At 37.4% G+C, this 22,831-nt stretch carries 19 protein-coding genes; 2 read left to right on the forward strand and 17 right to left on the reverse strand.

Annotation, left to right across the window (positions count from 1 at the left end; translation table 11 throughout):
- Positions 1–176: 176 nt before the first annotated feature.
- The 4 genes from IGJ34_RS14635 to IGJ34_RS14650 all read right to left on the reverse strand — a co-directional run bounded on the left by IGJ34_RS14635 (position 177) and on the right by IGJ34_RS14650 (position 4,145).
- The gene (locus IGJ34_RS14635; protein ID WP_069654923.1) at positions 177–1,286 is read right to left on the reverse strand and encodes a tyrosine-type recombinase/integrase; all 1,110 of its coding nucleotides are present in this window, start codon (positions 1,284–1,286) and stop codon (positions 177–179) included.
- A 418-nt stretch (positions 1,287–1,704) separates the two neighbouring features.
- Positions 1,705–1,863, reverse strand: a complete 159-nt coding sequence (locus tag IGJ34_RS14640; protein WP_430597752.1) for a transposase — start codon at positions 1,861–1,863, stop codon at positions 1,705–1,707.
- Between the two features lie 328 nt (positions 1,864–2,191).
- Positions 2,192–3,250, reverse strand: a complete 1,059-nt coding sequence (locus tag IGJ34_RS14645; RefSeq protein ID WP_430597753.1) for a hypothetical protein — start codon at positions 3,248–3,250, stop codon at positions 2,192–2,194.
- A gap of 217 nt (positions 3,251–3,467) precedes the next feature.
- The gene (locus tag IGJ34_RS14650; RefSeq protein ID WP_430597754.1) at positions 3,468–4,145 is read right to left on the reverse strand and encodes a CPBP family intramembrane glutamic endopeptidase; all 678 of its coding nucleotides are present in this window, start codon (positions 4,143–4,145) and stop codon (positions 3,468–3,470) included.
- Positions 4,146–4,814: 669 nt separating this feature from the next.
- Here IGJ34_RS14650 and IGJ34_RS14655 point away from each other — a divergent pair.
- The gene (locus IGJ34_RS14655) at positions 4,815–5,168 is read left to right on the forward strand and encodes a hypothetical protein (RefSeq protein ID WP_430597755.1); all 354 of its coding nucleotides are present in this window, start codon (positions 4,815–4,817) and stop codon (positions 5,166–5,168) included.
- 185 nt (positions 5,169–5,353) lie between these two features.
- Here the strand turns inward: IGJ34_RS14655 and ruvB are convergent, their stop codons facing one another.
- The 10 genes from ruvB to IGJ34_RS14705 all read right to left on the reverse strand — a co-directional run bounded on the left by ruvB (position 5,354) and on the right by IGJ34_RS14705 (position 16,787).
- A complete protein-coding gene (gene ruvB, locus IGJ34_RS14660; RefSeq protein WP_430597756.1) occupies positions 5,354–6,364 on the reverse strand; it encodes a Holliday junction branch migration DNA helicase RuvB in 1,011 nt (336 codons plus the stop codon).
- A 12-nt stretch (positions 6,365–6,376) separates the two neighbouring features.
- A complete protein-coding gene (ruvA, locus tag IGJ34_RS14665) occupies positions 6,377–6,988 on the reverse strand; it encodes a Holliday junction branch migration protein RuvA (protein ID WP_069653407.1) in 612 nt (203 codons plus the stop codon).
- Between the two features lie 206 nt (positions 6,989–7,194).
- Positions 7,195–8,862, reverse strand: coding sequence for a peptide ABC transporter substrate-binding protein (locus IGJ34_RS14670; protein WP_111246846.1), 1,668 nt, complete (start codon positions 8,860–8,862; stop codon positions 7,195–7,197).
- 155 nt (positions 8,863–9,017) lie between these two features.
- Positions 9,018–9,455, reverse strand: a complete 438-nt coding sequence (gene msrB, locus IGJ34_RS14675; protein ID WP_069653409.1) for a peptide-methionine (R)-S-oxide reductase MsrB — start codon at positions 9,453–9,455, stop codon at positions 9,018–9,020.
- 98 nt (positions 9,456–9,553) lie between these two features.
- On the reverse strand, positions 9,554–10,048 hold the full coding sequence (locus IGJ34_RS14680) for an acyl-CoA thioesterase (RefSeq protein WP_069653410.1): 495 nt from the start codon (positions 10,046–10,048) through the stop codon (positions 9,554–9,556).
- Between the two features lie 27 nt (positions 10,049–10,075).
- Complete coding sequence (locus IGJ34_RS14685; RefSeq protein ID WP_430597757.1) at positions 10,076–10,633, reverse strand: Maf family protein; 558 nt, start codon at positions 10,631–10,633, stop codon at positions 10,076–10,078.
- A gap of 27 nt (positions 10,634–10,660) precedes the next feature.
- Complete coding sequence (gene mutL / locus IGJ34_RS14690; RefSeq protein ID WP_430597758.1) at positions 10,661–12,745, reverse strand: DNA mismatch repair endonuclease MutL; 2,085 nt, start codon at positions 12,743–12,745, stop codon at positions 10,661–10,663.
- A 33-nt stretch (positions 12,746–12,778) separates the two neighbouring features.
- Positions 12,779–15,346 (reverse strand): DNA mismatch repair protein MutS, encoded by a 2,568-nt coding sequence (mutS, locus tag IGJ34_RS14695; protein WP_206848930.1) that lies wholly within the window; start codon positions 15,344–15,346, stop codon positions 12,779–12,781.
- Positions 15,347–15,348: 2 nt separating this feature from the next.
- The gene (locus IGJ34_RS14700) at positions 15,349–15,717 is read right to left on the reverse strand and encodes a YlbF family regulator (protein WP_111246843.1); all 369 of its coding nucleotides are present in this window, start codon (positions 15,715–15,717) and stop codon (positions 15,349–15,351) included.
- Positions 15,718–15,989: 272 nt separating this feature from the next.
- Positions 15,990–16,787 (reverse strand): TIGR00282 family metallophosphoesterase, encoded by a 798-nt coding sequence (locus IGJ34_RS14705; protein ID WP_069653415.1) that lies wholly within the window; start codon positions 16,785–16,787, stop codon positions 15,990–15,992.
- 556 nt (positions 16,788–17,343) lie between these two features.
- Here IGJ34_RS14705 and IGJ34_RS14710 point away from each other — a divergent pair.
- Entirely contained in the window at positions 17,344–17,547 is a 204-nt protein-coding gene (locus IGJ34_RS14710) for a helix-turn-helix transcriptional regulator (RefSeq protein WP_276205046.1), read from the forward strand.
- A gap of 538 nt (positions 17,548–18,085) precedes the next feature.
- Here IGJ34_RS14710 and IGJ34_RS14715 read toward each other — a convergent pair.
- The 3 genes from IGJ34_RS14715 to recA all read right to left on the reverse strand — a co-directional run bounded on the left by IGJ34_RS14715 (position 18,086) and on the right by recA (position 22,789).
- A complete protein-coding gene (locus IGJ34_RS14715) occupies positions 18,086–19,738 on the reverse strand; it encodes a peptide ABC transporter substrate-binding protein (RefSeq protein WP_206848926.1) in 1,653 nt (550 codons plus the stop codon).
- A gap of 168 nt (positions 19,739–19,906) precedes the next feature.
- On the reverse strand, positions 19,907–21,463 hold the full coding sequence (gene rny / locus IGJ34_RS14720) for a ribonuclease Y (protein ID WP_069653418.1): 1,557 nt from the start codon (positions 21,461–21,463) through the stop codon (positions 19,907–19,909).
- Positions 21,464–21,742: 279 nt separating this feature from the next.
- Entirely contained in the window at positions 21,743–22,789 is a 1,047-nt protein-coding gene (gene recA / locus IGJ34_RS14725) for a recombinase RecA (protein WP_069653419.1), read from the reverse strand.
- Positions 22,790–22,831: the final 42 nt, after the last annotated feature.

Raw genomic sequence — 22,831 nt, forward strand, 5'->3', positions numbered from 1 at the left:
TGTGCCTACTTGTGACGATGATTGACGGCGTATAAATAAAAGTGACGACAACTAACTAGACTCTATTCGAGTAGAGTCTAGTATCTTTCACTATCTATTTAAAAATTTCACACTTTAAGAAAACGTTTACATTTGTTTGTTTTACTTATTTATAAATGATTAGTATTTTTTACTTTTTATTGCAATGCTTTACTCATATTTGTGATAACTTTTATTCGACTTTCGACCATAGAATCGGCGTAAATATCCAATGTTGTTTTTGTAGACGTATGACCCAACAAACGGCTCAGCGACACAATATCTGAGCTTGTTTCTATACAACGTGTCGCAAACGTATGTCTTAACTGATGAAAATGAAGATGCTCAAATCCGCATTGTTTTCGTATTTTATGGAAATAGTAGGTCAGTAAGCGAGGTTCACTCGGCAGTTCACTATTGGAGCATACATAACTCCCAGGCGCCTTCTTTTTCCACTTTTTTAGGTATTTATATAACGTTGTGCTAATAGGGATCACTCGATTAGAACTTTCTGTTTTTGAACTATCCATGAGCAGTTGCGTTTTTTTTATTCCACCTTCTAACGATACGCGTTGAAAGGTTTGAGTTATATGAATCATTCGCTGCTTCAAATCTATATCAGTCCAACGTAATGCTGCAATTTCCCCTATTCTTAGTCCTGTATTCAGAGCCAATAAAACAGATAATCCTTTGTATAAGGGAAGCCCCTTTGCACAACTTTCTAGCACATGTTGTTCCTTTTTTGTCATAGCACGTACGCGTACTTGTCTTTTTTTTGGTAATCGAATTTTTGTACAGGGTGTTTGCTTTAAATAGCTTTGTTCTGTCGCATCTTTTAATGTTTTTTTTACTAGTTGGTACAAAACATGGATGGTTGAAGCTTTGAGACCGTACTGAAGCCAACTATTCACAAGATTTTGAACAGTTTCGTGCGTTAATTGATTCAATGGACAGTTTCCGATTGACGGGAGTATGTATTTCTTTAACTTATAGAGATAGGTTGTATAGGTAGATACTTTAACGGTAGATTGTTGTTGGGAAAGCCAGATAAGAGTCCATTCTTCATAAGAAAAGCCACTTTCTCCTTGTTGCTGAATGAGCGCATGATAATGCAATTTGTAGGTATAGAGACGGTATTTAACATCTGCATATGTTTGCCCATAAATATAGCCATACTTCAATTGACCATTCTTTTTTCGTCCTTTTTTATAACGCCCTTCCCAGCGTCCATCTTTTCGCTTATAAATATTTTCACCTTTACGTGCCATAATATTCATCCTTTCTAAATTGACGGCTTATTTGACGTTCAATAAAAAGTGTAATTATCTAGTTAAAAACTCTTCTTTTTTGAAAAAAGTAAGAAGAAAATTAAAAAAAGGGTTGTTTTTAATCATTTAACAGATATAATAATAATAGAAAATAAATAGTTTCCTCTTATAAAGAGTATCCATTATCCTTTTTTTTTGATTTAAAACAAATAAAAACTCTTTTGTGGGTTCCAATGCATAGTATTTACACTTATTTACGTAGTATAAAAAAAACGAGGAAACATATCAATCGTACATACTCAACAAAAAGGGAGTTGGTTATCAAACTGTAGATAACGTTGTCTTCCGTAAGAAAACAAGCTTTAAATTAAGTAGTTTTTCTAAATCTTCGAAGGAGCCTGGGACATAACTAAAAAGGTTATGTTTCAGGCTCCTTCGAAGAACATCCGAAAAACCAACAATAAGCACTATTTTCGTTAATTTCTTTGATTCTCTTTCTCATAGAACGAATATTAAACAAGTATTGATTGATCATGTTCACTGTATCAACACTGGGACAAGCACAAGCCGAATACATAGATTCTACAATGAGGTGAATGAAATCAAACTAAATTGTAGCGTCAATCTTTTAGTCCAAGATCATCAAGCGTTAACCTAGCGGATTGGTTTCTTCCTTCAACAAATTGTTTTTTCATCATTAGAATCACTTCCAAAATAGTTTATATAAATTAGTATAAAAAAACTGTAGATAAACTCCTAATGTAGGAGTCTGTCTACAGTCTGAAGGGTGTGGGACGAAAGTAAATCACTTTTGTTTCACACCCTAAATACGAATAAACGGTGGGGGCAGAAGCAATCTCTTCTGTCCAGCCTATTTTTTTATAGAGTTCTATTAACGAATACTTTTACAATTTACTTTCAGTTACAGGGTCTTTCACTAAATTAGATCCCCATAAACCAGCTAGGGAAGTGATGATCATCCCAAGAACCATAGCTACAAAGCCCCAGATAGACGCTTTTGCTACTGTATTTGAAGCATCTTCCGCAGTTTGTCTAGCTTCTTTGATATTTTTATCCAAGTCTTCTTTTGCATCTTCTAGACTTGTTTTAGCATTTTCGATTTGTGTTTGTGTTTCTTTAGACGCTTTTTGTAGTTCATTATAGATATTATCTGTTGCTTGTTCGGCTTCTTCTTGCGATAAATCTGTATTTTTTGCTACTGCGTTTGCGATTGCTGGGCGATCAACTGAATCACCGATTTTTTTCGCTTTTGCTTCTAAAGAATCTGCAGTATCTTTGAAGATTTTATCAGAGTTATCAGGATTTTTGATGATTTCTTTTCCAGCATCCGTGATTTCATCTGTCGCTTCTTTCATTTTATCTTTCAAATAATCTGGTTGTAGTTCTTTTACGTCAGTATCAGATAAGACTTTTTTAACTTGTCCTTGAAGTTCTGTCGTATCCACTGATTGAACCCCATCTGTCACTTTATCAAATCCTTTACTGATCGCATCAGATGTGCCTGAAGCTACAGATTCCACAGTGCTGCCAGTTGCTGAAGCGATATTCCCAAATAGAGAACCTATTGCTGAAAATGCTCCGATTGCTGTATAAGATAGGATAGCCAATAATACCAAGACACTTGTTGCCCATGTTAGAAAACCATGAACTAAGCCTACTCTGCGTGCTGCTACCCCTGCAATAAATCCACTACAAAATAATGAAAGAACAAATGTCACCACTGTCCAAATAATAAGGCCCATTCCTACACCATCTAACGGATTATCCGCTGTTGGCTTAACAATACCAAAACCAATTGCTGAACCAATTAAACTTAAGGTAAAGAAAATCGCAAAGAAGGAAACTAGACCTGCTATGATTGCCCCCCAAGAGATATTTACCCCTGCTTCATCTTGTGTCGTTAAGTACGATACAAACCCTTTTTTTCTCGTATTCTTTTCCATAATTTCCATCCTTTCGTTTATTATTTTTACTAATTGGTACACTATCAACTATAAAAGCTTAAAATATTTTGTGCAAATGATATGATTTTTTTTCTAATCAAACACTCACTTCTTCTGTGACAAGGTATATCATTTGCATCTAATGCAAAAAAATGTTAGGCCATACCAACTATTGGTATAGCTCTAACATGATATGTTCGATGATAATAATAGTATGTTAGTGTGCTAAAGTCCCCAAAATAACACCTATAAAAATCAACCAGTCAAAAGCGATATGAATGATTGTACCCGCCCAGATTGAATTTGTTTTTAATGTCGCCCATGTAAAAGGGATGCGAGTCAACCCAATCACAACCAAGCATTGGAACCAATTCCAATCATACGTTGATAAATGTAGTGACCCAAACATAAGACTTGTTAAAATAACTGAACCAATGATAGCTGTTTTTCGTTCAACTTTATACTGCAGTGCTATATGAACTAGTAAAATCAGTGGAATCGTCGTAATGATTTCCTCTCCTGCAAGCATGAATAACGTTTTACCTAATAAAGTAAGCGCCGGTACCAAGCCATGACTAAATTCATCCACGATTGGATTAGCAGCAGTCGGCTGTCCAATCGCTCCGGCTAAAACGTTTGCCAAGAGAGCCGTTACCCAACTTAAAACGTATGCAATCATTATAATTTTAACTGATCCTTTTTTTAGTGGGGAATAAATTTGTTTAATGCCTTCCACACCATACATCAAGTACATTCCTACTAATCCTGCAACGAGAATCATACAAAAATTCAAAATAAATGCCGTGTTCAATAATGAATAAAACGCACCTCCTAATAATAATAACGAAACAATTGCTGGAACTAATTTTACTTTTCGATCAAATAATTCTTGCATTTTCTCCACGCCCTTAAGGTTATTTTCTTTTAGTATAGTTTTTATCTTTGTAGCAAACAAATGATTCGCCTAGTTTACAAGCAAATCACTTCCGCTGTTTAGATAATAACCACTTTTCATGTTTTTAATTGATTTAGTCTGATATATAAGACCTGACGGAATCCAACCTTTTGATACCTGTAGAAAAACAAGCTAAACTAGCTTTAGGAGGTGCTGAATAAAGGAAAAATTATGGGCTAACTGTCAGACAAATTCGTTTAAATAAAGGATATAGTCAAAAAGAAGTATATAACGAGATCATAACAAAATCCTATGCTATTGAATTTGAACAAGGAAAGCATGATATATCACTCTTTTTATTTATGCAGATTTTAGACCGCTTAATGGTAGGATAGCGACGAATTTTTTTATATTCATAATGAGTATCAATTACGGGAAGAAAATGAATATATCAACAATTTTTCTCACGCGGCCAATCGCCATGATATTCAAGCTTTAGAAAAAATGTACCAAACCCAATTGCACCTCACCGACCCTACTGCTTTGACCCTTGTACGTCAGGCAGAACTACGTTTAAGAATCCAGTCTCTCAGCTATTTTGAGAGCCATAAAAATTTTTAGAATTGGCAGGGCAATCCTGAAGATATCCAAATCCTTAGTCATTATTTGATGAATGTTCAAAGTTGTTCATTACAAGAAATTCTCTTATTTAGCAACAATGCTGATATGTTTAACCAAGAACAGCAACTTTTCTTTTTTAAGCTACTACTAAAATCCCTCCCTCACTACCAATCATACGATCGAGCAGTCCCAGTCTACGCGTCTCTACTCGCGAACCTATTGCCAACATTGTTTCGTAAACAAGAATGGGCTGACATTTCACAGGCATTAGGTTGGTTGGAAGAACTGAGTAAAGAATTTACCAGCAGCTTTTTTCGAATCGTCTTTCTCTATTACAGTGGACTCTTTGCTATTTGTCAGGGAGACACTATCGCTGGAGAAAAAAAGTTCTTTGGGCATTGAATACATTGAAGATACTTGACCAAGCAAATATTGCAGCCGAACTAGAAGCTTTCTTTATGACCCTAAAAAGATAGGAGAAAGAACATCGTGGAATCAAGTCTACTCACAAAGTTTAGTTACTCTTATAATAAAAACTAAAAAAATGAGGGAGGAACAAAAGTAACAAGCACCTCTGTTCCCCCTCATTATTCTTGATAATACGATTCATAACCAAAATGTTCATAGGCTAATACGGTTGCGATTCGACCTCTTGGCGTACGCTTGATAAATCCTTTTTGAATTAAATACGGTTCATACATATCCTCTACCGTTTCAGTTTCTTCACTGATATTGACCGCTATTGTGCTTAATCCGACAGGACCACCGCCGTATAATTCAATCATTGTTTTTAATAATTTTTGATCGACATAATCCAATCCTTGATGATCAACTTGCAATAAGGTCAATGCTTGGTCTGCAATTTCACGGTTGATCGTGCCATTCGACTGTACTTGGGCAAAATCACGGACACGTTTTAGTAAGCGATTCGCGATTCGCGGTGTGCCACGAGAACGTCGTGCAATTTCAAAAGCGCCTTCTTCTACGATCTCCGTTCGGAAAATATCAGCTGAACGTAATACGATTTCTTTTAAATCTTGTGTTTCATAATATTCCATATGTGAAATAATGCCAAAGCGATCACGAAGTGGCGCAGATAACATCCCAGCTCTTGTCGTGGCTCCTATCAAGGTAAACGGAGGTAATGGAAAATGAACTGGATGAGCTGTTGTTCCTTGTCCCACCATGATATCTACATAAAAATCTTCCATTGCAGAATACAACATTTCTTCTACTACACGAGGTAAGCGATGGATTTCATCAATAAATAAAACGTCTCCTGGTTCTAATTCGTTTAATATCGCGACTAAGTCCCCTGCTCGCTCAATTGCTGGTCCACTCGTCGTTCGGATATTAACATGCATTTCGTTGGCGATCACCATTGCCATCGTCGTCTTACCCAGCCCAGGTGGACCGTATAAAAGCGTATGGTCTAAGGCTTCTTCCCGATTGCGAGCAGCTTCGATATAAATCGTAAGCTCTTGCTTGACTTTGTCTTGCCCAATGTATTGTTCGAGAAATTGCGGACGTAGCGACTTTTCCAAGGACTCTTCCCCTTCACTTGTTTGAGCGGAAAATAGTCTTTCATCTTCTGTCATAACGATTCCTCCTTAGCGTTTCATCATAAATTTCAATGCATTGCGCAAGTATTCATCTGTCGCTTGTGTACCTAATTCTTCCAATTTCGGCGTGATACGTTTGATTTCTTTTTCACTATAACCTAACGCACTCAACGCTTCTAATGCTTCTGTCAGCGACTGATTTGCTGATGGCGTATTTGGTGTTTTAGCCATCGCTTCAACAGCAGCATCTGACGTTTCTAGCTCTCCTAATTTCCCTTTAAGATCAAGTACCATTTGTTGTGCAGTCTTTTTACCCACACCAGGAAATTTTGTTAGATAAGCAGCATCTTCACTCTCGATCGCATTGATCAACCCACCGTGATCTTCTGAAGCCATGATTGCTAAACCACTTTTAGGTCCGATTCCTGAGACACTAATCAACTTTAAAAAGAGTTGTTTTTCATCTAAATCACTGAACCCATATAAAGAGTGGGCATCTTCACGAATGACTTGATGGACATAAATTTTAGTTTGCTGATCCGTTTTTCCAGAATAACGATAGGGATTTCCTACAGAAATTTGATAGCCAATTCCATTTGTTTCTACTACAATATAATATGGACTGATAAACGTCACTTTACCAATAATATACTCGTACATAATTTCACCTTTCTTGAAACCTTGCTTGCGCATCACACGCACATATGTTTCTATTTTAGCACAGATTAAAGGAAATCAGTAGCTTGAAAAAAAGCATCTTATTTAACTATAAAAAAACCAATACGAACTATGCTTCCATTCGTACTGGTCATATGATGAGGTAGGGGTATATCTCTACGAGTTACACCTTCGCCCTCTTTTACTTTTTATTCAGAAATGTAAGTCCATTTATAATCGTATCGCGCACCAGCTCCGTGAGCTACTACGCCTTGGACTTTTTTACTACGCATGTGTGCTTCTGCTTTTTGATAAACTGGTGCAACGCCCATCTCGTTCATCAATAGTTTTTCGGCCTCTACCATATCTGTCCAGCGTTTTTCTGGATCAGAGGCGTCTTTACTACCTGAAGCTTTGACTAATTCATCGTATGTTTCATTTGAGTAGCGCCCTCTGTTATATGAACCACCTGTTACAAATAAATCAGTGAAACTGCTTGGGTCTGCATAATCAGCTCCCCAACCGCCCATGATCACTTCAAAATCACCATTTTTACCGCGATCTAATCGAACGGTAAAGGGCACATTTGTAACGGTCACGTCTACACCATCAAGTGTTTCTTTCACTGCGCCTTGGATATATTCTAGTACTTTTTTGGTAGAATCAGTATCATCACCCACGATATCAAATTTGAATGAATCAATGCCTAACTCTTGTTTTGCTTTTTCCCAGTATTCTTTGGCTTTTTTGGTGTCATGTGTCAACACATTTTTATTTTCATCCGCAAAGTCTTTATTGCCTGTGGGTGAGAATGACATTCCAGCTGGTACAAGACCAGTAGAAGCAATCGAACCATCTCCTAAGATTCGGTCAACCAATGCATCACGGTCGATTGAATAAGAAATTGCTTTACGTAAATTTTCATTGTGGTACGGTGAATTCGCATCTCTTTGATTGAATTCAAGATAAGAGGTTCTAGCATCTTTTTCAATCACAAGTTCTGGATCATCCGCCATTTGTTTTGCTAATTCTCCACTTAAAATGACATCGTCTGCTTGACCATCTTGGAATAGATTTAATGATGTAGGTGCTTCTTTAACCACTGTTACTTCAATTTTATCTAACTTAACTGCGTCTTTATCCCAATATTGATCATTTTTTGTATACGACCATTCGGTGTCTGTTCCAGGTCCGTCAAAATCAGTTAACGTAAATGGGCCGTTATAAACGGATGCGTCGCTAGTTGTTGCATAGTCTTTGCCTTTTTCTTCGACGATTTTTTTATTTTGTGGGAAAAAGGATGGAAAGGCCAATAAATAATCAAAGTATGGCGTTTCTTGTTCTAACGTTACTTCTAATTCATGATCCCCAATTGCTTTGATCCCTAACTCATCCAAACTTTTCTTACCAGCAGAAACATCGGCACCGTTTTTAACTAATTCAAACATATAAGCATATTCTGCTGCTGTTTTAGGATCTGCTGTTCGTTGCCAACCATAGACATAATCTGCCGCTACCACAGGATCACCATTTGACCATTTAGCGTCTTCTCTAAGTTTAAATGTATAGGTCAATCCATCATCACTTTTCTTTGCCAACTCAACTGCACCAGCTGGCTGTGGTTTACTTTTATCATCTAAACGATATAACCCTTCATAAACATTGTTCAAAGCTGAAAAACTAATTGTATTGGTTGCAACTGATAAATCTGCACTTGGCATTTCTTGTTGGACTACTAATTTAAAAAGCTGTTCCCCACTCGCTTTTTTACTATCGTTACTACTATCTGCAGAATCAGTCTTACCACCGCAAGCTGCCAAAACTAGAGTAGACAGCATCATCACACTGATTAATTTCCTCATATTTACTTTTTTCATTTTATTCTCCTCAATAAATAATTATATTCTTTCCTAATTTTAATTTTTGGAATGTTTTCATAATACTAGAAATTAAGGCAAATAGCAATTGTTTTATGAAGGAAATAAAAAAAGCCTATTTAAGCAATTTTAATCTGCTTAGATAGGCTTTCCTATTATTTAAATAAGGTTTGATAGTCCCCGTAGCCTGCCTTTTCTAGCTCGTCTACCGGAATAAACCGTAAAGCTGCTGCATTGATACAATAGCGTAAACCACCTTGCTCTTGTGGCCCATCTGTAAAAACATGGCCTAAATGGGAATCGGCTTCTTTACTCCGTACTTCAACACGACGCATTCCTAAAGAAAAATCTGAATTTTCTTTGACACCTTGTTTTTCAATTGGCTTAGTAAAAGCTGGCCAACCGCAGCCTGCATCATATTTATCTGTTGAACTGAAAAGTGGTTCGCCACTGACCACATCAACATAAATCCCCTCTTGGTAAAAGTCATCATATTTACCAGTAAAAGGTCGTTCAGTTGCATTTTCCTGCGTTACGGCATATTCGATATCGGATAGCTTTTCTTTCAACTCTTCTTTTGATGGTTTTTCCATGACAAATCACACCCTTACTTTTTAGTTAGTCCTATCATAGCATTATTAAGAAAAAAACACTCATTTTCTGTTTAGAAAATAAGTGTTCAAGTCGACTTTTAGTTCCAAGGAATATCCAGATCGACATTTTCGGCTAAATCAATACTTTCTTGTCGCTTGGCTTGTCTGAATTGTTTTCTGGCTTCATATCCTTGACAGATAAAACGTTCTTCTTTGGTCTCTGGCTCGATTGTTTTTGGCAAGCTCGCTCCTTTAGGTACGACAAAGGTCATAAAACAAGTTCCAGCTAGATAGCGTTCTCCCGTGAATAAATCTTCCCCGATCACTTTGGCGAATATCTCCATCGAGCGCGTACCTACTCCTGATACGTATGCATCAATACAGACTGAATGGTCTGCTTTTAAAGGGGCTAAAAAGTCTAAATGATCGACAGATGCCGTTACGATTGCCGCTCTAGATATTCGAACAGCTGAGATCCCAGCCGTTTCATCCAGCCATGCCATTAGTTGACCACCAAATAAGGTTTTATGAAAATTTAAATGAGGATACGTGATCATATGTGTCTGAATGGCTCTTGTTTGTGAACATTTCATTTGTTGTTTCCTTCTTTCATCGTTCAGTTACACGTCAAAGGCTGGTAGCATTCGGTACAGAGTCGCAATAGGCAAGCCCATGATCGAATAGTAGTCACCTTGAATATTTTTAACCAATAAAGCACCTTGCTCTTGAATCCCGTAGGCTCCAGCTTTATCTGTGTATTCTTTTGTATCTAGGTAGCGATTGATTTCTTCGTCCGTCAAATCGTAAAATTCTACTGTAGCAGGAACTGTAGCCGAAGATTCTTGATCATTTTTCATTAATACGACACTTGTATAAACTTTATGTGTTCTGCCACTTAGTTGACGCAGCATCCGAAAAGCATCCTCTCTGGAAGTGGGTTTTCCTAATATTTCATTGTCGATTGTGACGATCGTATCGGAACCGATCACTAAATCATTTGGATATTGTTTGGCAATATGTGCTGCTTTTTGCGCCGCCATCGTTAAAACGTAGTCCATTGGGGTGAAATACCCTTTGACTTCTTCATTGATATCAGCTGGCACAATATCAAAATTAGGGATAATTCGGCTCAACAACTCACGTCTGCGAGGCGATTGAGAGGCTAAAATAACTGCCATTAGGATAAAACCTTCTTCCTATGTTTTTTAGTGTGGGTCTTGAATACGTTTAAACATTTTTTCCATGTCTGAATTTGTAAAATGAATCAAAACAGGACGACCATGAGGACAATTAAATGGATTCTCACAAGTCTCAAGATCCTTCAATAAGACACGCGCTTGTTGTTCATTTAAATAATGATTCGCTTTGATCGACCGTTTACAACTCATCATGATCGCTGTGGCTTCACGGAATTTTTTTACACTAACAGACCCTGTTGTCAAAAGCATATCGATCATCTCACGGATGATCGTTTCTTCTTCACCCGCTGGATACCACGTTGGATGAGCCCGAACAATAAAACTATTTTGACCAAAATCTTCTAAATGAATGCCAACTTCTGCTAAAGTTTCTTTTTGTTCTTTGATTTTTAGCGCGTCACTATTTGGATAATCGATCACGATCGGCACTAATAGCTCCTGTAGATCGTTCGTGACTTCACCGATTTTTTCTCTAAAATACTCATATTTGATACGTTCTTGAGCTGCGTGTTGATCGATGATATATAAACCATCTTTACTTTGAGCAAACAGATAAGTGCCATGCATCTGACCAAAATATTCTAGTTCTGGAAACCGTTCTTTCGGACGTTCATCCGACAACTTATTCAACACTTTATTTAAGTCATTTTGAGCTCCAGTTGCGGAAAAATCAAATTCTGGATGATGACTTAATTCTTCTTCATAGACTTGTTCGTCAACCGAGGGTTCTTCATTTTGCGGAGGTATTTCCGCAAGTTTAGTTGGTTCTGCCGTTTGGCTATTATCAGATGGCTGATGTGCCTCAGGTTCATAAGGTGAACTGAAAGCATGGGCCATCAACGCTTCTTTTTCAAGCTCCTCTTTACTCAGAGATTCCGATTCTTTTGCCCCACTGTCCGTAGACGATTGGGGGACATATTCTGCTGTCGTTTCTTTAACAAAAAAGTTGCCACTCGTTGGATCATAGCCTAGGCTACCCGATGTGCGAATAGGTTTTGTTACTTCCTCTTGTTCTGTTAAAGGAATTTCCATTTGCTCCACTTTCGGCTGTGGTTCGACTTTCTTTTTAAAGCGAAGGTTATCTGCAGCATTTGGGATCAATTGCTCTTGGCTTAACACTTCACGAATCGCATCACTAATCAAGACCATCAATTCTTTTTCCTTACTTAAACGGACTTCTTGCTTGGTGGGATGAACATTGACGTCAACTAACAACGGATCCATCTCAATTTCTAATACAGCCAAAGGAAAACGGCCAACCATCAATTTGGAGCCATAACCGTCGACGACTGCTTTGTTCAACGCAAAGTTCTTGATATAACGACCATTAATGATCGTTGACAAATAATTACGACTAGCCCTAGTAACTTCTGGTAATGAAACATAGCCTGTTAATTCAAAATCCAAATCTTCTGCTTCGATCTTTAGCATTTTTTTCGCCGTACTAATACCGTATATTCCAGCAATCGTTTGCTTCAAATCGCCATTTCCCGCAGTATTCATCATTTTATTGCCATCATGAACTAAACGAAACGCAATATTAGGATGACTTAAAGCTAAGCGGTTGACGATATCCCCGACATTGGCAAGTTCAGTTTGGATCGTTTTAACATATTTTAAGCGAGCTGGTGTATTGAAAAATAAGTTTGAGACGGTGATTTTTGTTCCTTTTCTTAAAGCGGCTGGGCGATGTTCTTCGACCTTACCGCCTTTCATTTGAACATAACTACCTTCCTCTTCTTCAGACACAGCTGTTTCTATAACAATTTCTGAAACGGACGCGATACTGGGCAAAGCTTCTCCACGGAATCCCAAACTGCGGATACGAAATAAATCATCTCTTGTATGGATTTTACTTGTCGCATGGCGTTTAAATGCACTAAGAATATCATCTTTTGCGATTCCTTCACCATTGTCGATAATTTGGATCGTTTTCAGTCCTGCTTCTTCAATAAAAATATCGATTTGTGTACTTCCAGCATCGATCGCATTTTCTACAAGTTCTTTGACAACTGATGCAGGACGTTCTACTACTTCACCAGCAGCGATCTGATTGGCAAGTTGTTCTGATAATTCTTGGATTTTTCCCATCTATACGATCCTTTCCTTGCTCAGTTTTTTAGTTTAAATTCTTTTTTGCAGTTCATGCAATTTATTCAAAGCATCCATTGGTGTTATTTCTAATAAATTGATTTTCTTCAAGGTATCGATCACACCTAACTCATCCGTCGATACTTCTTTAAATAATGATAATTGTTCCGTATCTTCTTTAATCTCATCTTTGTATTCAACTGTTTTAAGCGGTTGCTCATCTGATTCTAAAGCCGAAAGAATCGTCGCAGCGCGCTCTAGTAATGCACTTGGTAATCCAGCGATTTTAGCTACATGGATCCCATAACTTTTATCTGCTGGACCATCCATCATTTTATGCAAAAAGACAACTTCGCCATTTTTTTCTACTGCACCGACGTGAATATTTTTCACTCCACTCAACTTTTCATCTAAGACGGTCAATTCATGATAATGAGTTGAGAACAATGTTTTCGCTTTAACTTCTCTGTGGATATATTCGATAATTGCTTGTGCTAACGCCATCCCATCATAAGTAGCAGTTCCTCTACCAAGTTCATCGAATAAAATCAAACTGTTTGGTGTGGCATGACGTAAGGCTTGATTGGCTTCCATCATTTCCACCATAAACGTACTTTGACCTGCAATCAGATCATCTGATGCACCGATTCGTGTGAAAATCTGATCAAAAATCGGTAATTCAGCCGATTCAGCTGGGACAAAACAGCCGATTTGAGCCATAACTACCGTTAGTGCTAGCTGGCGCATGTAGGTACTTTTACCCGACATATTTGGTCCTGTAATCAACAAAATAATGTTTTCTTTACTCATATGAACACTATTTGGGATATATTCTTGATGCCCTAACACTTTTTCCACAACTGGATGACGTCCTTCAACAATATGTAGCTCTTTACTATTGCTTTTTAGGGTCGGGCGAACATATTGGTATCGTTCACTGACTGTTGCAAAAGCTTGTAAGACATCCACTGCACTAATTGTTTTTGCTAGTTTTTGCAGACGCTCGATGTTGGCTTTAACTTGTTCGCGAACTTCTAAGAATAATTGATACTCTAAATCGACCGATTTTTCTTCCGCTTCTAAAATCAAGGTTTCCATCTCTTTGAGTTCTGGCGTAATAAAACGCTCCGCGTTCGCCAGAGTTTGTTTGCGTTCGTATTTTCCTTCTGCTAGATTTGCTAAGTTGGATTTTGTGACTTCGATGTAATACCCAAAAACGCGATTAAACCCGACTTTTAAGGTTTTGATGCCCGTTTCTTGTCGTTCTTTGGCTTCTAGTTCAGCTAACCATTGTTTGCCATGGCGCATCGCATCACGGTATTCATCTAGTTTTTCGTTGTAATGATCTTTGATGATATTTCCTTCTGTAATGGCAAGCGGTGCTTCTTCGTTAATCGCATTACTGATCAGTTCAACGATGTCTTCAGCAGGATTTAACTCTAATAATAAATCATTCCATTCCCCTTGATTGATTCCTACAATCAATTCACGAACCAATGGTACTTGTTCTAACGAGGTTTTCAGTTGGATCAAGTCACGACCATTCACATTCCCAAATGCTACACGACCAGCTAAACGCTCCAAATCATAGACTTTGGTCAATGTAGATTGTAAATCAACACGTTCGAAATAAGCATTTAGTAAGGATTGAACCATTTCTTGTCTTGTTTGAATTTGTTTTTCTTGGATTAAGGGACGATCTAGCCATTGTTTTAATAAACGGCCGCCCATTGCAGTTTTTGTCTCGTCCAGCAGCCATAATAGGGTGCCTTTTTTCAGTCCAGTTCGAATCGATTGGGTCAATTCTAAGTTGAATTTAGAATAGTGATCCATTTTCAAGAAATGATCTGGCTGATATTCTACTGCTTTTTGAATATGAGACAATCCACGTTTTTGCGTCACAGTTAAATATGTTAATAATTTGCCTGTTACATCAACTTCTAGCGGATGTGTCAGTTCACTTGTTAAAAAACTGAATTCAGCATTTTCTTCTGCTTGGTTTTGTTCAGAAAAAATAATGTTTAAGCGATCTTTTAATGTTTGTTGCAATGTTTCTGATAATTCGCTACCTAATACGATTTCTTTCGTTTGCAACGCCGATGCTTCATTAATCACCGCATCTTCATCACTTAAAACAGCTGTTTTTAGTTCTCCAGTACTTAAATCAACATACGCTAAACCAAATGTACCCTCCTTTTCGACGATAGCTGTTAAATAGTTATTGTCTTTCGCTCCTAAGCCTTTACTCGTCATCACAGTGCCTGGCGTAATGAGCTGAACAACTTCTCGTTTGACCATGCCTTTGGTGGTTTTAGGGTCTTCTACTTGTTCGCAGATTGCTACTTTATACCCTTTTTCAATCAATGTATCGATATAGCCTTGTGCAGCGTGATGAGGAATTCCACACATTGGGATTGGGTCATCTGCATTGCGATTCCGACTAGTCAAAGTTAATTCCAATAACTGTGAAGCATTAACCGCATCTTCGTAAAACATTTCGTAAAAGTCACCTAAACGGTAAAACAGAAAAGCGTCTTGATATTGGTCTTTGATTGCTAAATATTGTTCCATCATGGGTGTGTGTTTTGTTTTTTGTGGCATTGTTACCCTTCCTTCTCTAGTTCTTCATTGATTCTATATTGGATCATATCTGTGACGTGCTGCAAGAGGTCGTTGGCTTCCATCAATTGCTCGCGATAGGCCACAACTAAGGGATGTTCATCGAATTCTTTCGTTAATTCGTCCGCACGCTTGATTGCGTCTTTTTCTGCTTCTGGTTTATCATAATGAGCAAATTGAACAGCATCTTTTTGAGCGGCTTTGATTTGTTCTACTAAGCCGGTCAGTTTCTCGTTATTTTGGACTTTTTCTTCTAATTCTTTATAACGCTGAATCAATTCGTCCTCGCCAAGCAAGGTCAATAATTTGGTTAATTCTTCATTTATTTCTTTATCTGTAATGGATGGCTCCATGATTTCACACCTTTATTCTGGGTAAGATTTTATTGTAAAATAGGTCTACTTATTTTAACATAATTCCAGCAGAATCAACAGTTTGCGAAAAAAAATAGCACCTAAGCAGTAAAAGTTATTTTATAAGATAGCGTCAAAAGCTGAAATGGTCGATAAAAAGAACAGAGCACCCTTTTATTTTGGTTACTCTGCCCTTTAAGAATGTTTTGAGAACATGACATGCTACTACGTAAAATTCATCTTATCCTATGTTTGGATAATCCCCACTAACTCTATTCTACAAACGGACGATCTTCACTGATCTGAATCGGTTCGATTTTCTTCGCTTGTCCTGTCTGATCGTCGATATCAATGACACAAGCCGATAATAAACTCCGTCCTTCTTCGATGACTTCAAAACGTTTTGGTAATGCTGTCCTAAATTTTTCAATAATCGGTCCGCGCTTCATGCCTAAGATCCCATCATAAGGGCCTGTCATGCCGACATCGCTTAAAAATGCTGTCCCAGCTGGTAAAATCCTAGCATCATTGGTCTGCACATGGGTATGTGTCCCTACAACGGCACTTACATGTCCATCTAAAAACCAGCCCATTGCTTGCTTCTCGCTCGTCGTTTCACCATGAAAATCAACAAAGATCAATGGTGTCCGCTTGCGAGCTTCTGTGATTAATTCTTCTGCTTTACGAAACGGATCATCAATATCCGCCATAAAAACACGCGCCTGCATGTTGATAACTGCTAATTCAAGTTGATTGACTTTGACAAAAACCATCCCTTGTCCAGGTGTCCCTTGAGGAAAGTTAGCCGGACGAATCATTTTTTTAGCATCGTCGATAAATTCGAAAATCTCTTTGTTATCCCAAGTATGGTTTCCTAATGTGACAACATCTGCACCATCTTGCAAGAACTTCTTATAGATCTTACCTGTGATTCCACGACCTGCCGCCGCATTTTCACCATTAAGAATCGTGACTTGTGGACGGTATTTTTTCTTTAATTTTGGTAAATAGGTCGTGATTGTCTCTCGACCTAATGATCCTACTACGTCTCCTATAAATAATATACGCAAAAAACTTCCTCTTCTCTTTTAATTTCTACTATTATTATAGAGGTTTTTTGAGCGGAAAGAAAGGGCTGTTAGTTTGTGACAGTTGTCATGGCTTTATTTTTAGTAAACACAGTTCAAAAGGTTCGCCACCTTTATTTTCCCTCATGCAAGGAATCAGTTATTCAATACTCATCCATTTTCTAATACCAAAACTTATTGATTTAAAAAATCTAACAATTAGTTTAATATTATGTATATAAATCATTTATTATTTGGTATCATTATGATTAGAGAGTATATATTTAATATATTTCGAAAAAAATCAGACATATGCGCTTATTATCAATACCCATTTTTAATAGGCAAATAAATGAACTTCTAGCATTCAGAACCTGTGTGAAAGTTAGTCACGCTAGCAATCATCGGTAACTGTAATACGTTTTTTTACCAGTAGTTTAGCGTTCTGTATTGAATAGAACCAAAAAGGAAAATCAAACCATTTTTTAGTTAAAATTGTTAGTAAAGACTTCATTATCCGATTTTTTTACTAGCATAAAAATAAAAGAAAGAAGGCCTTATGACCATGAAAAAATTGATCAAAAACAATTTACATGAAATACGAAGTAGCACGAATATCACACAAGAAGAGTTAGCACAGAAAGTAGATGTCTCTATCCAAACAATCCAAAGTATAGAAAAAGGAAAATACAAACCTTCTGATTCTTTAGCGTTAAATATCGCCAATTCATTAAATAAAGAAGTATCAGATATTTTTTCTTAGGTCTTTAAGGATCAAGAAAATAATGGTACATTAGCTTGATACCTTGTCTAACTTATTCTTAAAATATGTGAATCATCAAAAATACAGACTACGCTCATAATCAAGTGAATCCAAAAAGTTTAACTTTTTCGGAGTAGAAAAATCTACTCCGTTTTTTTCTGCGATGAAATTATATATGAAACTACTTGTTGTACTAATTTTCGACATTGGATAGGACTTTCCCCGTTTAATTTCTTTTTCATACATCCATAAATTTATCGGAGGCTGTGGATGGTCCGCTCATCTTTTTTGGGCTCTTTGATGCAATTACGTTCTTCAGGTGTTTCTTCGCTTACGGTTTCTTTTATATTCACATTTTTCTTAGTCAAAGTTAGCGGATATCCTTTCATTTTCAAGGATCCCTCAATACCAAATTTTCTAGCTTTGCGTATCTATGATCCATATTTAGTTAAAATTTCTGATACATAGTTTTGAATCGTTTCGCTAGACAAAAAGACTCTTCCAGCTAGTTGACTGGAAAAGTCTTTTGTCTTGTTTCTTAATCTTCGATATATGTCCATTTAAAGTCATATTTTGCGCCTGTTGAGTGGTAAACAACGTCTTTGACTTTTTCAGAACGAAGATGTGCTTCAGCTTTTTGATACAATGGGATAACGCCCATATCGCCCATAATCACTTTTTCTGCATCTAACATATCTTGCCAGCGTGCTTCTGGATTATTTGCATTTGTTGTTGAAGCAGCATCTACTAATTTGTCATATTCTGGATTTGAATAGTGTCCTCTGTTATAAGAATTGTTTGTCGTAAATAAATCTAGGAAACTACTTGGATCAGCGTAATCTGCTCCCCAAGCACTAACTGCGATTTGGAAGTCACCTTTATTTGAGCGATCTAAACGAACAGAGAATGGTACTGGACTAACGGATACTTTTAATCCATCTAGTGTGTCAGACAATGAGCCTTGAAGATATTCAGCCATCTTCTTAGCATTGTCAGTGTCATCAATCAATAAATCAACTGATAACGTAGAAATACCTAATTCATCTTTGGCTTTCTTCCATGACTCTTTTGCTTTATCAACATCATATACAACTTCGTCACCTGATTCTTTCGCGAAGTCTTCATCTGTTTTTGGATTAACAGCTAAACCTTCTGGAACAAGACCAATCGGAACAGCAGAACCATTTGCCAAGATTTGATCCACTAACGCTTTGCGATCGATCGCATATGAGATTGCTTTACGCAAATTCACATTGCGGTAAGGTGAGCTTTCTTCTCTTTGGTTTGGTTCAAGATAGAAAGTTGAGGCACCTTTTAAAACGATATAATCCGGTTCGTTTTTCATTTGTTGTGCTAGTTCGCCAGATAGCGGCACTTCATCTGCTTGACCATCTTGGAATAAGTTTAATGAAGTTGGTGCTTCTTTTACTACATCGATTGCGACTTTGTCTAATTTAACAGTGTCTTTGTCCCAATATTTGTCATTTTTTGTGTAAGACCAGCTTGTATCTGTCCCAGGACCATCAAAATCAGTTAATGTAAATGGACCATTATAAACTGCTTTATCGCTTGCTGTTGTATAGTCTTTACCATATTTTTCAGCAATATCTTGTCTTTGTGGTAAAAATGAAGGGAACGCTAATAGATAATCAAAGTATGGCGTTGCTTTTTCTAAATTGATTTCTAGTTCATAATCCCCAATTGCTTTGATTCCAAGCTCTTCTTTTTTCATTTCACCTTTAGAGATCTTTTCAGCATTTTTTACAGAATTAAACATATAAGCATATTCTGATCCGGTTGCAGGATCAACCGTTCTTTGCCAGCCATAAACATAATCTGCTGCAGTTACAGGCTTGTCATCTGTCCATTTCGCATCTTCTCTTAATTTGATTTTATACGTCAGACCATCTTCACTAACTTCTGCCATTTCAGCTGCGCCAGCTGGTTGAGGTTTACTTTCTTTGTCTAAGCGGTAAATCCCTTCGTACACATTATTCAATGCAACAAAACTTACTTCATCCGTTGCAAGTGAAGGGTCTGCACTTGGCATTTCTTGTCTTTCAATAAATCTAAATACTTTTTCATCACTACCTGAACCGCTATCGGCATTTTTAGCGTTTCCCCCGCATGCAACTAGGGCGATGCTCGATACTGTAATTAAACCTAGTAAGGCACTTTTCTTTAATTTCATCTAAAAAACCCCCAATTTTAATAAAAGCTATCAAGAATATATCAAAGTTTTAGGCTCGTCACAATTAAAACACTACGATGAGTTTAGTAAAAATATTCTGAATTTTTTCTAATTTTTATGATAAAAAAGAAGCAACCTCTCCAAGGGAGTTGCTTCTTTTGACTTTACTTATTTAGCGTAATCTACTGCACGTGTTTCCCGGATAACAGTCACTTTGATGTGTCCTGGATAATCTAGGTCGTCTTCGATTTTCTTACGAATATCTCTAACTAAACGAACAGCTTCTAAATCTGTGATCTCATCTGGTTTGACCATTACACGAACCTCACGACCAGCTTGTACTGCAAAACTAGATTCAACGCCTTCAAATCCATTAGAAATATTTTCTAAATTTTCTAAGCGACGAATGTAATTCTCCATTGACTCGCTACGGGCACCCGGTCTAGCAGCTGATAAAGCATCTGCTGCTGCAACTAATACTGAAATAACAGAAGTTGCTTCTACATCTCCATGATGTGATGCTATTGCATTAATCACTGTTGAATTTTCTTTGTATTTCGCGGCTAATTCGGCACCAATTTCAACATGGGAGCCTTCGATTTCATGATCTAGCGCTTTACCAATATCATGTAATAGACCAGCACGTTTTGCTAATTGGATGTCTTCACCAATTTCTGCGGCTAGGACACCTGTTAATTTCGCCACTTCGATTGAGTGATTCAATACGTTTTGACCATAACTTGTACGGAAACGTAAGCGACCCAAAATCTTAATCAAATCTGGATGTAATGTGTGAGCGCCAACTTCAAAGGCAGCTTGTTCACCATATTCACGAATGCGTTCATCCATTTCTTTACGAGATTTTTCAACCATTTCTTCAATACGCGCTGGATGAATTCGACCATCTTGTATCAATTTTTCAAGCGTCATACGTGCGATTTCTCTGCGAATTGGATCGAATCCAGAAAGTACAACAGCTTCCGGCGTATCATCAATAATCAAATCGATTCCTGTTAAGGTTTCTAGCGTACGAATGTTACGTCCTTCACGGCCAATGATTCTTCCTTTCATCTCGTCGTTTGGTAAACTAACAACAGAGACAGTTGTTTCAGAAACTGAATCAGCTGCACAACGTTGAATCGCTAGTGAAAGTAAATTTTTAGCTTTACGATCCGATTCTTCTTTTGCACGTTGCTCAGATTCTTTGACCATTACAGTTAACTCGTGACTTAATTCTTCTTCTGTCGATTTCATGATGATATCTTTTGCTTCGTCTTTAGATAGTGAAGCAATACGTTCTATTTCTTGATGTTGCTTTTCAACTAGTTCTTCTACATCTTTTTCTCGCTCATCAATTAATTGCTGTCTAGCACCAAGTTTCTCTTCTTTTTCTTCCAGTGAGTTTTCACGTTTTTCAAGAGAATCATCTTTACGATCTAACGTTTGTTCTCTTTGTAATAAACGATTTTCTTGAGATTTAAGTTCTACTTTGCTTTCTTTCAACTCACTTTCAATTTCTGATCGATACTTCTGGTTTTCTTCCATAGCTTTTAATAAAGCTTCTTTTTTCAGAGTCTCTGCTTCTTTCGTAGCACTTTCGATTATGCCTTCTGCAGAGGACTTTGCACCATCTATAGCCTTTTCATGACGTGATTTTGCAACGACTAACCCTAAACCAAGACCGACAATTACACCGATGATAGCGAGGAGAATTTCTAAACCCATTGTTTCCACCTCCGTACTATCTTCAAATTTTCAATATTCATGTAGTTTTCTGATAAACTATAATCAATTATCAATATGTCTACTTGCATACAGGTAAAAGTTATATACTAATATTTGTATACAACTTTATTCTAATGTTTGTGCACCAGTGTGTCAACTTAAAAAAGCCCTTTCCTATCGAAAGAGCTCTGGTAGTGAAAAGAATTTCTACTACAAAAAAAAACAAACCAACAAAAAGCTTTTGATAGCCTTTAGTGGTTTGTTTCTAAATCTGTATTATTATTCATCAAGAGGAAGTTCTTCTTGCGCTTGTTCTTCTTCAACAAAAGCTGTACCATCACCGATGCCGAATGCATCACGGACACGTTTAGAGACTTCTTCTACCATTTCTGGATGTTCAGTCATGTAAACTTTGACGTTTTCACGTCCTTGACCGATTCGTTCTTCTTTATAACTGTACCACGCACCACTCTTATCAACAATATCTTTTTCGACCGCCATATCAAGTAATTCTCCTTCTTGAGAAATCCCTTGGCCGTACATGATATCTACTTCAGCTACTTTAAATGGCGGTGCTACTTTATTTTTAACAACTTTGATTTTTGTGCGGTTACCGATAATATCTGTCCCTTGCTTCAATTGTTCTGCACGTCTTACTTCTAATCGAACAGTTGCGTAGAATTTCAAAGCACGACCACCAGGTGTCGTTTCAGGATTACCAAACATGACACCAACTTTTTCACGAATTTGGTTAATGAAAATGGCGATTGTTTTTGTCTTGTTAATTGAACCTGAAAGCTTACGTAAAGCCTGTGACATCAAACGTGCTTGCAAACCAACATGACTTGCTCCCATCTCTCCATCGATCTCTGCACGCGGTACTAAAGCCGCTACAGAGTCAATTACAACGATGTCGATTGCGCCACTGGAAACCAATGCATCTGCGATTTCTAGACCTTGTTCACCAGTATCTGGTTGTGAAAGAAGTAACTCATCAATATTCACACCCAATGCCTGCGCATATTGAGGATCTAACGCGTGCTCTGCATCGATAAATGCAGCTGTTCCGCCTTGCTGTTGTACAGATGCGATCGCATGTAATGCAACAGTCGTTTTACCAGAACTTTCTGGTCCATAGACTTCAACGATTCGTCCACGAGGATAACCGCCAACACCTAATGCAACATCTAATGCTAGTGAGCCACTAGGAATAGTCGAAATTTGTTGATCGATCTTTTCCCCTAATTTCATTACTGAGCCTTTACCAAAATTCTTTTCGATTTTTTTTAATGCGGCATCTAAGGCCACTTTACGATCATCTGCCAATCGATAATCCTCCTTATATATAAACGATTTAAGTTCCTTTTC

Origin of the sequence: Enterococcus sp. AZ177 (genome assembly GCF_050544585.1) — a bacterium.
In the GTDB taxonomy this organism is placed as follows: Bacteria; Bacillota; Bacilli; order Lactobacillales; family Enterococcaceae; genus Enterococcus_L; species Enterococcus_L plantarum.